The following is a 13,414-nucleotide window of genomic DNA, read 5'->3' on the forward strand; positions in this document are numbered from 1 at the left end:
TCAGGAGCCATTGGAGCGAGGCTCGCCGGAGACCGCCACGAGCGGGGCTGCTCGCTTGGTGAGCCCGATGAGATAGACGTCGAGCAGGCAGACGATCAGAACGGCGAGCGGGACGGCGACGTCCAGGTAGCTGACCGAGTCGAACTGCAACGCCGTGACGACGAACGGCTCGCTCACGGCGAACGCGCCGGACAGCGTCCGGGCGGAGAGGAAGGCGAGCGCGAGGGCGTACAGCACGAACCAGCTCGCCCCGCGTTTCCACTCGCCCAGATAGCAGTGGCCGAGCCCGGCGACGAACGCCGAGAGCGGGTACGCGGGCCAGATCGGACGCGAGAACTCGCCGTCGCTCATCGGTCGTGACTCACCCGGAAAACGGCAACCGCGTCGCGCGCTCGAGTCGGTCCAGCGGTGTCGAATCGGAGCCGGTCGTCTCGACGGCCGCGGCCAGCGACTCGAGGGCCTCGCGGGCTCGCTCGAGGTGGGACTCGACGGTCGGACTGCCCGACTTGGCCCCGTCGCGCGGCGCCGCTCGCGCGGGCGTCTCGACCTCTCCGGCGAGGATGCGAGCGGCGCGCGACCGGAGATCGACAGCGGACGCGACCGGGGTTCGGGACGTGAGTGCGGTCATCACCGCGTGGCTATAGGTCCGCAGCGCCGTCCGTGTTTCGGTCGGCGCGCCGACGACGGCCGCGCCCAGCGCACCGGCGGTCTCGGCGAGCGTCGCCTCGACGTCCGCATAATCGATGGCACCGCGTCGCTCGTCGACCGGCGCAGCGTCGGTCAGGAGCAGGAAGCGGCGCGCGAGCGCCGACGACCCCTCGGTCAGCAGGCGGTACAGCTCGAGTTGGCGTTCCGCCGGAAGCGGCGCGTCGGCGATCGTCGCGTACGCCCCGGCGTGGAGGTGATCGCTCGCCAGGAGAACGGCGTCCCGGTCCGCCGGTAACTGAACGGTCTCGAGCAGGGCGGACAGCCACTCCGGTGTCGCGTCGGCCGTTCGGATCCGGGCGTCGTGATCGGCGCCGTCGGCGCCCGCTACCAGCGCGAGCCGGAGCCGAACATACCCCTCGAGGAGGACGACAGACGTGGCGGCGGGCTCGAGGAGGCGGCCCAGCCGGTCCGAATCGGGCCGCGTGTGGGGATCCGCGGTCTCGAGTCCGACCTCGCCGGCGGTCGTACACAGCGTCGCGGGCAGCGATCGGTCACGTGGCGGCAGTGATGCGGTGGCCAGCGCTCGGATCGGCGCTGCGAGGCCGTCGGTAGTCTCGGCGGGACGCTGACGCCGGGCGTTCCGAGCCGTGGTATCGTCGTCTCGTCGCAGCGCGGACCCGTCGGCGATGGCGGGGTCGCTGGGGTCGCTCATTCGGGCGACCCACCGTCCTGTTCCGAGCGCGGTTCGCCGCCGATCGGCGAGTCGTCGGCACGGTCCGCGAGTCGCTCGGCGTCCGCTCTCGAGCGGACCCAGTCGACGACGACCGTAAGCGGACCGGAGCGGGCGAACGACGGGGGCGTGCTGCGATCGGTTCGATCGGCGGCGAGCGGGCCGGTGAGGTCAGCGCCGCCGACCTCACAGCGGGCCTGAGACGTCGCACCCACGATCGCATCACGAGCGTCTGTGCTGGTCACTGACCGAATAGTCAGTCAGGGTCGAAAAAGTCGTTTCGGTTTACACGAATACCGATGGCTCGAGGGGCAACTCCGGCCCTGGCCGCTACTCCTCGTTTCGATACCGTCGGATCCCGAACTGACCGTAGCCGCCGTAGGCGATCTCGAGCGACCCGATCCACCAGTTCCACCGGTCGGTCGGCGGCCCGTCAGGCGCGTCCGCGAGTTCGTCGAGGACCACCTCGTTCGTCAGCGGCACCCCGACGTCGTCCTCGTACTGGCCGGCGTCGGCGAGGTCGACGGCCTGTCGAACGACCACGCGGGACTGGCCCATCGTACCACCGAACTCGTCGCGCAGGCGGACCTCGAGTTTCCCGGGATCGATGAACACGGGTTTCCGTAAGCGTTGCAGGTACTTGACTGTTCGAGCGGCGGCGACCGAGACGCTCGGCCCGAACCGTTCGATAGCGGAGCCACACCGACCCTGATGGCCGGGAGGACGGCTCGAGCATCGCTCGAGCCGTCCGATCCGGGGAAGGGCAGGCGTTCACCAGTAATAACCGCGAGCGAACGAAGTGAGCGAGCGGGCCGACGACTGATGTGGAGTGAACAAAGTGAACGTCGGGGAAGGAGGGGCGCTTTTCATCGAAGCTAAGCGGGAGCTTCGCTCCCGCGAGGTCCGAGAGAGCTTTGCTCTCTCGAGATTTTGCCGAGGGCACGGCGTAGCCGCGCCCGCAGAGCAAACTTCGATCGATGTTCTTTTGACCGACGGTCCTCTTCCGTCGGGTATGGCAAGTTTCACTGTCGTCGTCGGCGACCCCGATTCCGGGTCGTCCCATCAGCTCGAGGCGGAGGAACAGGACGCAAACCGGTTTATCGGCAAGTCGATCGGCGAGGAAGTCGACGGCGGCGCGGTCGGTCTCGACGGCTACACGCTCGAGATCACCGGCGGCTCCGACGACGCCGGCCGACCGCTGAACCCCGAGGTCGCGGGCTCGAACCTCAAGGAAGTCCTGATGAAGGAGCGCCAGACGGGCTACAAGCCGTCCCGTGACGGCGAACGCCGCCGAATCACGGTTCGTGGCCGCGAGGTCTCCGACGCCGTCGCACAGATCAACGCCTCGATCGTCGACCGCGGCAGCACCGACGTCGACGAACTGCTCGGCGAAGGCGACGCCGAGGACGGCGAGTAACGACGAGTTTTTTCGGCTTATGGCAGATCGAATTGCGAGCGACCATCCGTCAGTGCAGACGGTTCGGTCGACCTGTGTGGAGACGACGACCGGCGTGCGCCTCGAGATCCCGGCCGACGACCGGGAGGCGTTTCCGACCGACGACGTCGTCCGGATCGTCATCGAGGGCGAGGAGCTGTTCGGTCGCGTCGAGCGGGCGTTGACCGGCGACGACCTGTCGATTCCGGGCGTCTACGAGACGCCGGACGCGGCGCGCGATCCGAGCGGAGCGACGGATCGACTTACCGAGTGGGTCGACGAGGGAAGCGTCTCGACGGGCGGCTCGGTGTTAATCGACGTCGTCGAACCCGATTTCCTCTACGGACTGCGGGCCCCCGGCGAGACGACCTACTACGACGCGTACGAACCGCCGAACAGTAGCTTGAGCGATATTGCGAAGGATATAGAGGAGCAGTAACGACCCAAGGCCGGCGTCGACAGGCGGATATCCGAGGGAGATCCACCGATCGGCAATGGCGTCGCTACTGCATTCTGTTCTCGGCGTGATCGGTAAAACTACGATCGCACGGTGCGGTCGCCGCCGCTCAGAGTCGCGGCAGGAACGCGTACAACAGCAGTCCGAAGGCTAGATGCTGGACCATCGTTCGCTCGACGGTCGCCCTGACGAACTCCTCGTCGGCGATGGAGTACTCCTTGGTTCGAACCTTCGCGTGCATCGACAGCACGTCCTCGTCTTCTAAGTTGTGGAGACTCGGATAGACGGTGCCCGGACTGAGTTGGGCACCAAAGAGGTGAGTTAGATCCGAGAGCAGTTCCTTGCCGTGGGTCTCCTCGTGTAAGGCGATCAACATCAGGAGAATCTCGTCGAGGTTCTCCTTGATCAGCGCCTCGTCGAACGTGACGTCGTCGGTCGGCAACGCCGCGTTAACCTGATCCATTAGCTCGTCGAGCTCGCGCTCGACGTCCTTGGTCGACTCCGCCGTCGTTCCAAGAGAGATATCGTACGATTCCGACTGTGAATCCGCAGTCGCCGCCCTCGACAGTTCGTCGAAGACGGACTCGGTATTGGGGGTTTCCTCACGCATTGACGATCACCAGTGGGGGGGTACGTGAATGGACCCGTCGGCGCCACGCGTCGGCCACGCACTGCCTCCGGTGACAGCGGACCCAGTCACGACTACTGTGACCCTGACACTGAGAGATATTAAACGACAGGGAACGGAACAGACACTATTTGAGTAATTAGAATCTATCGTGACTTATAAAATAACTGTTCTTATATATTATCAGGTATTAGTGTCGATTGAAGAGACTCAATAGCAACGAAATCAACAGAATAACCTCACAATATGTTATAATATCCTAATTTCATCTCGAAGTAACTATCTCTTTGAGTTATTGTCAAAAATAACTGTGGTATGTCAGTACGTCGACGGTCCGTCCCGGATGATGCTCACCATCTCGTCGGGATTCCCGTCCTCGTCGTCCTCGTCGATCTGACGTTCGACGCGTCGTTCGGCCATCCGAGCGATCATGACGTGTTCCTCGAGGTCGTCGCCGCGAATCGTCGCAATGTACTCGAGACTCTTGGCGTGGCTGCTAAACAGCGTTCCGCTGAGCGACTCGAGGGGGTACTCGAGGGTCGTCGGTTCGTCGTACCGCTTGTTGTGGATTTCGCCCAAGGAGAGTCCCCGCAGATAGGAGACCATCTGTTCGCGCACGAGCGGACTGATCCAGCCGAGAGTCTCGTAGTAGCGCAGGCAGTTGAGCGCCCCCGTCGTCCCGAAGGTTTCGCCGAGAAAGCGGGCCCACTGGATGGTCGCGTCGGTCCGCCCGGCCGATTGTTCGAGCGTCTCGAGGTACGGTTTTGATCCGATCATGATGAGTGACCGGTGTCTCCGGTCTATACGGTCAGCAGTCGCGGTAGTATCAAGAAGGTTCGTCCGATTACGAGCGATGAGTCGTCCCCTCCAGTCGTTCGGATCGGCGTCGCCGCGAGATCACTACGGAGTCCGACACAGCGACGCACTCCCGCGACCCTACATCACGAAGTTGACAATGTACTGCGTGCTGACGGCGACGAGGGCGCCGAGCCAGGTCATGAAGACGAAGTGAACGAGGCTGCTGATCATGTGACCGCGGTCGGTGATCCGAATCATGATCGACGAGAGCATCGCGTTGATGAGGATCGTGAGGATCAGCAAGTACTCGATCGCCACGAGGTTGTACTGTTCGGTGTGCATGAACGATCCCGCGGCGGAATTCATCTCGTCCATGTTCATCTCGGCGGTGATGTCCATCATGATCTCGACGATCTCGAGGCCGATGAAGAAGGCGAAGACGCTCGAGGCCGTGATCCCGTAGAGGACGCCGATAAGCGTCGTCGTCGCCTGCTGGCGCTTTTCGCGGACCTTGAGCACTTCGTTCTGGTTCTTGCTGATCACGTTCCCGAGTACCTTCGGGTCGCCGCCCATCTGTCGGCCGACGACGTACATGTCGCCGAACTTCTGGATGAGGTACGAGCCGGTTTCGGCGGCGAACAGTCGCCACGAGCGGACGTTGTCGATCCGCATGTTGAGCCGTTTGTAGAGGGCGTCGACGTTCGCGGTCAGCGCCCCGAAGTCCTTGCGGCGCAGGCTCTCTAGGACGTTCCCGGTCGAGGTCTGTTTGACGCCCTCGACGGTCCCGAGCGCGCGAATAAAGCTGGGGAACTCGGCGTCGCGGTCCTTGACTCGCTCTTCCTCCTGGCGCATTCGCCAGCCGGGCAGCAGTAGCGGGGTCACCGGGATCGCCGCCAGAATCGGCAGCGGGATCCGATCGGCGGCGATCGGCAGGATCCCCAGTAAGACGAGCAAGACGAGGACCGCGAGGACGAGACTGGTCCCGATCCCGATCGCCAGCGCCCGCGGGATCCGCGAGAGGGGGCCGACACCGGCCGTCTCCTCGATGTACCAGATCGGATCGTACGGCGAGACGACGTGGATCGCGTAGACGAACCCCGCCTGCACGATCGCGAACATGGCGATCGTCCCGCCGATGAGTAGCGTCGGACTGGTCCCGATCAGAATCGGCAGGACGATGGCGAACACGAGGATAAACGCGACCGACAGCATCATCGACATGTACAGCTCCTTCATCACGTCGAGTTTCGCCAGATCCGACTCGTAGCGAGTGACGAACTGCTGGATGATCGTGTCCTGTTCGTCCATCAGGAACTCGCTGATCTGCTGGCCGCCGCCGACGGTGTAGGCGAGTCGCTCGAGGAAGTCCGTCAAGAGGGGACTCGTCGTCTGTTTGGCCCGCAGGCGACAGGCGTCGTCCAGACTCTGGTTCCAGGTGTCGACCAGCGCGACGAGATATCCCATCTCCTCGGCGAGCGCGTCGTACTCGTCTTCCTCGGCTAAGGTCCGAAAGATCTCGACGTGGTTGATGTTCGTCATCGAGAGGATGGTGATGTGAGTCAAGAAGAGGTGAAAGCGCTGGCGGACCTGCTTTCGCTTGCGGTCCTGGGCGAGTTTCGGGTAGATAACGGCGACGACCATCGCCAACAGTCCGAGGAGGACGACCGGAAGCGCGAGCAACAGGGACAGATTCAACACGACTACCAGCACTACCGCGGCGATGAACAGTCCGAATCCGGGCGTGATCGCGAGCAGGAGGTATCGCCCGGTGGACATCCCCATGTTCGCGTACGCAGTGGTGAGCGACTCGAGGAGGGAGCGAGCGCTCATGTCCGGCGTCGGCTGGGGTTTTGATTCGGATTCTGTCGCCATAGGTGGTGGGAAGTCAGATGGGGTGAACGCGTCAGGCGAACTGGTTGAGGCCGCGGATCTGGATCGGCAGCCCCTCGATACCGTCGCGCTGGAAGTCGGCGATGGCGTCGTTGACCTCGTGGTAGCCGAGCACGTCGGCGTCAATGAGCTGGCGGATGATTTCCGCGCGTCGATCGAGTTCGTCGTAGATCTCGCGGGTGTCCTGATAGCCCAGCAGGGTCGCGATCTGTTCCTCTAAGACGTAGGAGTTGTTTCGACCCGTGAATGCGACCTCGTCGTCGCGGGGATCCCACTTGAACGCCTGCCGGGTGACGACGCCGCCCTCGTAGTCGGAGTAGCCCTCGATCTCCTGGACCGACGTGACCCGGCGGAGGACGTCGTCGCCCTGCTTGACCCGGTTCTGGAACAGCGCGACGTCACAGTTGTCCATGAACGTCTCGGGGACGTTGATCGGGGCGCCGGTAAACCGCTGGATCATCGAGACGATGTCGCTGGCGTGGAAGGTCAGCATGACCGGGTGGCCGGTCTGGGCCGCCTGGAAGGCCATCTGCCCCTCCGCCCCGCGGACCTCGCCCACGATGATGTAGTCGGGACGCGAACGCAGCGCGGCCGCGACTAGGTCGAACATGTCGACGTCGGCCGACTCGTCGCCCGACCCCTCCCGGGTGAGGAGTTGCTGCCAGGTATCGTGGGGCGGCAACACCTCGGCCGTGTCCTCCGCGGTGTAGATCTTCGAGTCCTGGGGAATGAACGAGAGGATCGCGTTCAGCGTCGTCGTCTTTCCCGAGGCCGTCTCGCCGACGACGAACACCGTCTGTTCGTTCTCGAGACAGAGCCAGAGGTAGGCCGCCAGCTCCGGGCTGAGCGTCCCCCACTTCGTGATCTGGAAGATCGACAGCGGGATCTCCTCGCCCTGTCGAATCGTCATCGAGGGGCCCTGTACGGAGACATCGTCGGAGTAGATGATGTTGATACGCGAGCCGTTGGGCAGCGTCGCGTCGATCACCGGGTCGGAGTCGCTGACCGGGTGGTTCATCCGCTCGCCCATGTTCCGCAGCCACTGCTCGAACTCCGCGGGGGTGCCGAAGTCGACCGTCGCCTCGATCATCCCGTACGTGCCGTGATCGAGGTAACACTGGCTCGGGCCGATCACGTGGATGTCCTCGTTGGCCGTGTCGACCATCACCGGTTCCAGCGGTCCGAGTCCGACGATATCCCGCTGAAGCTGGTAGCGCAGTCGGTCGAACTGGTCCCGCGAGAGGGAGATCTTGCTGGTGCCGAGGGACTTGAGCCGACCGATCGACTGGCCGGTGATTCCCGAGGTCACCTCGACGACGGCGTCGAGGAGTTCGTCCAGGTGCTCCTCGAACTCCTCGTTGTCGCCGGGCGCCGGTCGCGTGACGCTCTTATCGAGGATCCGTCGACGGATGCGGTCGTACAGTTCCTGATCCTCGCCTTCGAGGGTCGGCTCGACGCAGTAGTAGGTGGTACTGATCCCGAGGTCGCCGTGGACGTGACAGAAGATCGGCGCCTCGGCCTCGTAGATCACGTTCGGCCGGTCGGACTCCCACTCGCCCGACGGCTCGTCGATCAGCTTCGGATACTCGTTGTACTCCTCGTAGAACCAGTCGAGGTGTTCCCGCAGGTGCGGGTACTCGTCGGCCAGTGCGTCCAGTTCGTTCTCGAGTCGGTTGGTCCCGAAATCGGACATGTTATGCCACCGTCCTACTGACGATCGAGATTCCGCGGCCCTGCTGGACGTTGAAGCCGATCGAATCGTCGACGGGGTTTCGCATGTTCTGGAACCGACGAACGAGAATCTTCCGGCGGATCTCCTGCCCGACCGTGTTCGTCTCGATCTGGAAGTAGACGTCGGCCACGTTCCGCAGCGGCCGCAGCGCGTCGTCGCGAACGCTCGTCGGATCGATCGTCAACACGACCGTCTTGTCCTGCATGGTCACGTGCCGGAGAAACGAGACGAGCCGCTGGATGACGTGATCCTCGTCGCCCTCGTCGACGACTGCCTCGTAGTTGGGATCGTTTCGCAACAGCGCCGAGAGCGTGTCGACGTAGACCACGTCGGCCTTCCAGAGCGTCTCCGCGCTCGCGAACCGGGCGAGCAACTGGCGCTTTGTTCCCTCGTCGTGCGTGTCGACGTTCGCGTGTAAGAACAGCAACTGCTCGTTCAACAGGAGGTCGACGACGTCATAGGACAGCGAGTTCATCTGCTGGACGAACTCCCAGCACTCGAGTTCCGTCGAAATATAGGTGACGTAGGCGTCCTCGGTGGCCATCCCGTAGGAGAACCGCTGGGAGAGCGCGCTCTTGCCCGCGCCGTCCTCCCCTTCGACGAGGACGACGCTGCCCTCGGGAATGCCGCCGCCGATGGCGTTGTTCACGCGATCTCGTCCCGTCAGTCCGATGGAGTGGTACTCAGTCATGGTACGTAGAATTCGAGCGTTTCCTCGTCACCGTGGACGCTGACGATGATCCGGTGCTCGGCGTCCGACTCGAGAGACGCGTCGAACCGCAGTTCGGCGACGTCGCCGCGCCGCCAGCTGCTGGTATTACCCTGCAGTTCTACCGTTATCGCGTCCCGCTGGACGTACTCTCCGTTTATCAGCACGTCGAGGTCGGTCCCGTCGGTCTCGAGCGTCCGATCGCCGGTGTTCTTGACGAGGATCGTGACGTTCTCCTCGGTCCCGTTGTACACCGCGTCGCTGCCCGGATCGCTGATGATCTCGATATCGGTATCGATCTGGTCTCTGACGTCGCCGCTGTAGGTGTCGATCGAGTTGCTGATCCCGTTGACGTTGGTCACGAGCGTCCCGGCGACGCCGGCCGCGACGAGCATCGCGGCGATAAACAGGATCAGCGTCGAGACCGAATCACCGGACATCGATCAGCTCACCTCCGTCGTCGTCTCGGCGATTCCGTACTCGGTCACGAGCTTCAGCCTGTCCGGCCGATCGTCCGTAGTGACCGTGATCGAGAGCGTCTCGCCGGGCTGCCACAGTTCTCGGCCGGTCGTCCCGTTGACCACGGTCCCGGTCCACTCGCCGTCGGCCACGAACGCGCCGTCGACGAGCAGATCCGTCGCGGGAACCGTCAGCGTCGACGAACCGGTGTTGGTCGCGTTCACGGTGAGTTCGCTCCCGTCGTAGCTCGCCGTCTCGAGGTCGATCGCCGTGTTGCGCATCTCGAGCGCTCGATCGTCGCGGTCGTCCATGGCTCTCGTGCGCTCCTCGTGGGCCGTCTGGACGACCGGGTAGGCGATCCCGACGGCCACGAGCACGCCGACGAAGAGGATCGCCGTCGCGCCACTAGTACTGAATCCCACGGTCGGTCACCTCGATCGGGGAGTCACGTCCCCAGCTCCGATTCGGGCGCGCGGTCGTGTTCCGGTTCGACCTCCGCTTTCGTTTCGTGGATCTCCTGCAGCTTCATGATGTACGTGTAGCTGTCGGCGTGATCCTCGGCGGTCAGTTCCTCCGGCGTCGAGCCCGGATCGACGTGCATGTCCAGATCCGGACCGCTGAGGACGTCCTCGAGATGCGTCTTGACGTCCTCGCCGATCCAACCGATCTCGGCGTAGTAGGAGATCGCTCGCAGCGTCGCGGCCGAGCCGCCGGTCCGAACCAGCCGGGTGAGCCACTCGAAGACGATGATGTCCGTCGCGTACGTGTCCGCGAGCGTCGACAGAGTCGCGTCGTCCGGATCGTCCTCGGAGTCGTCAGCGTCGCTCGAGTCAGTTCCGACGCCCGCATCGGTTCCGGCGGCGTCGCTCGTCGTCTCGGGCTCGTCGACGCTTTCGGTCGCCTGCACTTCGACGCGCGTATCGTTCTCGTCGACGTCGTCCTCGTCGAACGCGATCCGCTCGCCGCCCGAGGACTGCGTCGCCGCGGCGTCCTCGATCACGCCCTTGAGGTCGTCGAACGAGACCGTCTCGTCGCTCGCCGTCGAATCGGCGGCGAGTCGGCTCTCGATTCCCGGCGCGCTCGAGGACCCGTCGCGGCGCTTCTCGTCCTCGCCGAAGACGCCGAAGCCGTTCTGGGCCTCGCCCTCGCCGGTAAACGGGTTCACGTCGTCGGTCACCTGATCGTAGACGCCCAGCAGGCGCTGGACGCGGTCGTTCATCTCCTCGACCTGCTCGGCGACGTGTTGCTGTGAGTCCTGAACCGATCCCAGCTCGGTTTCCTTGTCCTGGAGTTCCTCCTCGAGCTCTTCGATCCGGTAGAAGAGGTCGTCGATGTCGTCCTCGTCGTCGCTCGAACCGCGGCCGAAGAAGCCGCCGCCACTGCGGCTGCCACCGTCACCGCTGTCGCTCTCGGTCGACTCCGGCTCAGACTCTGACGTGCCGTCGTGCGATCCCGACTCGGTCTCTCGAGACTGCCCGTCGGTCGCGGACTCGGCCTCGGGCTCGCCGCCGAACTCGTCGCTCTCCTCCCGTCGCTGCTCGCGCTGGCGGCCCCGGCGACCGCCGCTGTTCGTGAGGAAGTCTTCGATGAGTTCGCGGAGGGATGCGAGTCCGAAATTCATTGTCACCTACACGCGGTCGTAACTCGAGGGGACGCTCGTCGCGGTCGACTCGAGGGCGGGAACCGACTCGAGGACGCCGACAACGGGCGGCGTGTCCCCAGTTACACGTTGCAGACTCATACTACTCCTCAGTAGCGGGTAGGGTCCTAAAGGTGTACGCTCGAGTTCGCGCCGCGTTTCGAGTCGTGAGTCGAGTCTCGATACGCCGCCCGAAATGGTACAGAGCTTGATAGTCCGACTATTCGTTGTCCCGACCGGGGTGCATCCCCAGATACTGTGATGCCAACGTACTCGCCACGCGCCGACCCTCGACGGGACACGACCGACGTCCCGTCGCCACGCCCGCGGAGGGAGCGACGGGCTCGGCCCGTCAGGTCGGCGAGGAGTGTTCGCGTGGACGGTGTCCACGGGGGCGCTCGAGCGTGTCGCGCGCAGTGTGACACGTGGTGGACGAGTCCGGCATACAGGGTGTACGCATTATGTTCGAAGCAATAACAGACAACGAAGAACGTGGCCAGGTGGGTATCGGTACCCTCATCGTGTTCATCGCGATGGTGCTGGTTGCGGCGATTGCGGCAGGAGTATTGATTAATACGGCTGGGGTCTTGCAGAGCCAGGCATCGAATACCGGCTCCGAAACGCAGGAAGAAGTCGCAAACCAGATCGACGTCGTCCACGCGGTCGGTAACGTTTCCGCGAACGATGCAGTCGACCAGATCAACCTGACGATCAAGAAGTCGGCCGGATCGAACGCGATCGATCTCACCTCGACGACTATTCAGTATACGAGTGATGATAAAGCGGTAACGCTGACTCACGGCGGGAACAACGTGAGTAACGCCAGCGATACTGACTTCATCACGAACGGAGTGAACGGCTATAACGACGATTCACTTACTGACACTGAACAACGAGTCATAATTACGATCAATGCCGACGCGATCGAAGGCACCGGTAATGGTGATAGCGGGCTTCAAGGTGGCGACGACGCAACTGTCAAACTGATCGACCAGTCCGGTGCACAGTACACCTACGGTGTGAGCGTGCCGAGTACCTTCGGCGATAAGACCATCGTGGAGGTCTGAAGTATGTTCGAGAATCTAACGGACGATGACGCCCGCGGTCAAGTTGGTATCGGTACTCTCATCGTGTTCATCGCGATGGTACTCGTCGCAGCGATCGCAGCAGGTGTCCTCATCAACACGGCTGGTGTCCTACAGAGTCAGGCATCCAATACCGGCTCCGAGACCCAAGAAGAAGTCGCGAATCAGATCGATGTCGTCCATGCGGTCGGCATGACCGACGGTGCCGACAACGTCACGTCGCTCAATCTGACTATTAAGAAATCTGCCGGGTCGAACGCCATCGATATGACGTCAGCGACCGTCCAATACACCAGTAATAACGAGGACATTGCACTCACGTTCAACGAGAGCGCAAATGCCTCGGTAGATGGTGGGTTAACTGACGCGAACGAAACGAAATTCGGAACGAAAAGCCTTACCAGTAATAACGACGGTGAATCGCTCATCGAGACGAGTGAACGAATGGAGATCCATATCGATACTAAAGCAATCGAATCTGGTAATGGGTTACCCTCTGGTTCGGAAGCCACTATCAAAATCATCGACCAGTCCGGTGCACAGTACACCTACGGTGTGAGTGTTCCGTCGACGTTCGGTGACAAGAGCGTCGTCGAGGTCTAACCACCTCACCCACGACTGACAACCAATGACCCCCGATTCACTCGAGCACGACGACGGCGTCCTCGCCCCCGACGAGCTGCAGTTGGAAGACGATCACGTCGACGCGTTGGGCGAGAACCGTTATCTGGTTCGATCGGGATCCGATTCGAAGCGCACGGAAATGTCTGCGGCCCTTGAGGCCGCAGACGTACCGCCAGCGGACGACGCGTCCGCCGAGGGTGCAGACGGCGAGACTGACGATCACGTACGCACGGATCACGCACTCGCCGACGCACCCGAACCGCACGGGGTCGATATCACGTTGAAAACCGACGGGGAGATCGCACACCACCGCGCGACGTCGAACGACGTCCGCGAGGTGTTCGTAGACCTCCTGACCTGGTACGCGAGCCAGCTCGACGACGACATGACGCCCGGCGAAGCGCTGCAGGTCATGCTGGCCGCGTCCGATCTCGAGGTCTGATCGCCGTCGGCGCCACACACAAACAGGGAATACAGGAATACGGCGTGTCTCGTTTCGATGGAGTGTGGATTTTCCGTTCCACTCGCGGATTGCGATCAGACGGGTGACGAACGTTCTGTTGTTACAGTCCATTCATCG

At 63.0% G+C, this 13,414-nt stretch carries 17 protein-coding genes; 5 read left to right on the forward strand and 12 right to left on the reverse strand.

The window, feature by feature from the left end; genetic code table 11:
- From HTUR_RS16755 to HTUR_RS16770, 4 genes are all read right to left on the reverse strand, one after another.
- Complete coding sequence (locus tag HTUR_RS16755; protein ID WP_012944523.1) at nucleotides 1-351, reverse strand: hypothetical protein; 351 nt, start codon at nucleotides 349-351, stop codon at nucleotides 1-3.
- A gap of 10 nt (nucleotides 352-361) precedes the next feature.
- Entirely contained in the window at nucleotides 362-1,360 is a 999-nt protein-coding gene (locus HTUR_RS16760) for a hypothetical protein (protein WP_012944524.1), read from the reverse strand.
- Entirely contained in the window at nucleotides 1,357-1,623 is a 267-nt protein-coding gene (locus HTUR_RS16765; RefSeq protein WP_148225350.1) for a hypothetical protein, read from the reverse strand. The genes HTUR_RS16760 and HTUR_RS16765 overlap by 4 nt, the downstream gene beginning before the upstream one ends.
- A gap of 85 nt (nucleotides 1,624-1,708) precedes the next feature.
- Nucleotides 1,709-1,993: a hypothetical protein gene (locus tag HTUR_RS16770; RefSeq protein ID WP_012944525.1), complete on the reverse strand. Its 285-nt coding sequence runs from the start codon at nucleotides 1,991-1,993 to the stop codon at nucleotides 1,709-1,711.
- A 397-nt stretch (nucleotides 1,994-2,390) separates the two neighbouring features.
- Here HTUR_RS16770 and HTUR_RS16775 point away from each other — a divergent pair, with 397 nt between their 5' ends.
- Nucleotides 2,391-2,795, forward strand: a complete 405-nt coding sequence (locus HTUR_RS16775; RefSeq protein WP_012944526.1) for a 30S ribosomal protein S6e — start codon at nucleotides 2,391-2,393, stop codon at nucleotides 2,793-2,795.
- Between the two features lie 19 nt (nucleotides 2,796-2,814).
- Nucleotides 2,815-3,252 (forward strand): DUF7112 family protein, encoded by a 438-nt coding sequence (locus HTUR_RS16780; RefSeq protein WP_012944527.1) that lies wholly within the window; start codon nucleotides 2,815-2,817, stop codon nucleotides 3,250-3,252.
- 127 nt (nucleotides 3,253-3,379) lie between these two features.
- On the opposite strand, the gene HTUR_RS16785 is transcribed toward HTUR_RS16780, so the two are convergent.
- From HTUR_RS16785 to HTUR_RS16820, 8 genes are all read right to left on the reverse strand, one after another.
- Nucleotides 3,380-3,880: a PadR family transcriptional regulator gene (locus HTUR_RS16785; RefSeq protein WP_012944528.1), complete on the reverse strand. Its 501-nt coding sequence runs from the start codon at nucleotides 3,878-3,880 to the stop codon at nucleotides 3,380-3,382.
- 336 nt (nucleotides 3,881-4,216) lie between these two features.
- Nucleotides 4,217-4,675: a FlaD/FlaE family flagellar protein gene (locus HTUR_RS16790; protein WP_012944529.1), complete on the reverse strand. Its 459-nt coding sequence runs from the start codon at nucleotides 4,673-4,675 to the stop codon at nucleotides 4,217-4,219.
- 159 nt (nucleotides 4,676-4,834) lie between these two features.
- A complete protein-coding gene (flaJ, locus tag HTUR_RS16795) occupies nucleotides 4,835-6,568 on the reverse strand; it encodes an archaellar assembly protein FlaJ (protein ID WP_012944530.1) in 1,734 nt (577 codons plus the stop codon).
- A gap of 31 nt (nucleotides 6,569-6,599) precedes the next feature.
- The gene (locus HTUR_RS16800; RefSeq protein ID WP_012944531.1) at nucleotides 6,600-8,279 is read right to left on the reverse strand and encodes a type II/IV secretion system ATPase subunit; all 1,680 of its coding nucleotides are present in this window, start codon (nucleotides 8,277-8,279) and stop codon (nucleotides 6,600-6,602) included.
- Between the two features lies 1 nt (nucleotide 8,280).
- Complete coding sequence (locus HTUR_RS16805) at nucleotides 8,281-9,009, reverse strand: ATPase domain-containing protein (RefSeq protein ID WP_012944532.1); 729 nt, start codon at nucleotides 9,007-9,009, stop codon at nucleotides 8,281-8,283.
- Nucleotides 9,006-9,467 (reverse strand): flagellin, encoded by a 462-nt coding sequence (locus HTUR_RS16810; protein WP_012944533.1) that lies wholly within the window; start codon nucleotides 9,465-9,467, stop codon nucleotides 9,006-9,008. Before HTUR_RS16810 ends, HTUR_RS16805 begins: the two co-directional genes overlap by 4 nt.
- 3 nt (nucleotides 9,468-9,470) lie before the next feature.
- Complete coding sequence (locus HTUR_RS16815) at nucleotides 9,471-9,908, reverse strand: flagellin (RefSeq protein WP_012944534.1); 438 nt, start codon at nucleotides 9,906-9,908, stop codon at nucleotides 9,471-9,473.
- Between the two features lie 23 nt (nucleotides 9,909-9,931).
- Nucleotides 9,932-11,107: a FlaD/FlaE family flagellar protein gene (locus HTUR_RS16820; RefSeq protein ID WP_012944535.1), complete on the reverse strand. Its 1,176-nt coding sequence runs from the start codon at nucleotides 11,105-11,107 to the stop codon at nucleotides 9,932-9,934.
- 479 nt (nucleotides 11,108-11,586) lie between these two features.
- Here HTUR_RS16820 and HTUR_RS16825 point away from each other — a divergent pair, with 479 nt between their 5' ends.
- From HTUR_RS16825 to HTUR_RS16835, 3 genes are read left to right on the forward strand one after another with little or no spacing between them, the layout of a single operon-like run.
- Nucleotides 11,587-12,192, forward strand: coding sequence for an archaellin/type IV pilin N-terminal domain-containing protein (locus HTUR_RS16825; RefSeq protein WP_012944537.1), 606 nt, complete (start codon nucleotides 11,587-11,589; stop codon nucleotides 12,190-12,192).
- A 3-nt stretch (nucleotides 12,193-12,195) separates the two neighbouring features.
- Complete coding sequence (locus tag HTUR_RS16830) at nucleotides 12,196-12,813, forward strand: archaellin/type IV pilin N-terminal domain-containing protein (protein WP_012944538.1); 618 nt, start codon at nucleotides 12,196-12,198, stop codon at nucleotides 12,811-12,813.
- A gap of 25 nt (nucleotides 12,814-12,838) precedes the next feature.
- Nucleotides 12,839-13,276 carry a DUF7500 family protein gene (locus tag HTUR_RS16835; RefSeq protein ID WP_012944539.1) on the forward strand — a complete coding sequence of 146 codons (438 nt, stop codon included), beginning with the start codon at nucleotides 12,839-12,841 and terminating at the stop codon, nucleotides 13,274-13,276.
- Nucleotides 13,277-13,414: the final 138 nt, after the last annotated feature.

The organism is Haloterrigena turkmenica DSM 5511, from assembly GCF_000025325.1.
Classification (GTDB): domain Archaea; phylum Halobacteriota; class Halobacteria; order Halobacteriales; family Natrialbaceae; genus Haloterrigena; species Haloterrigena turkmenica.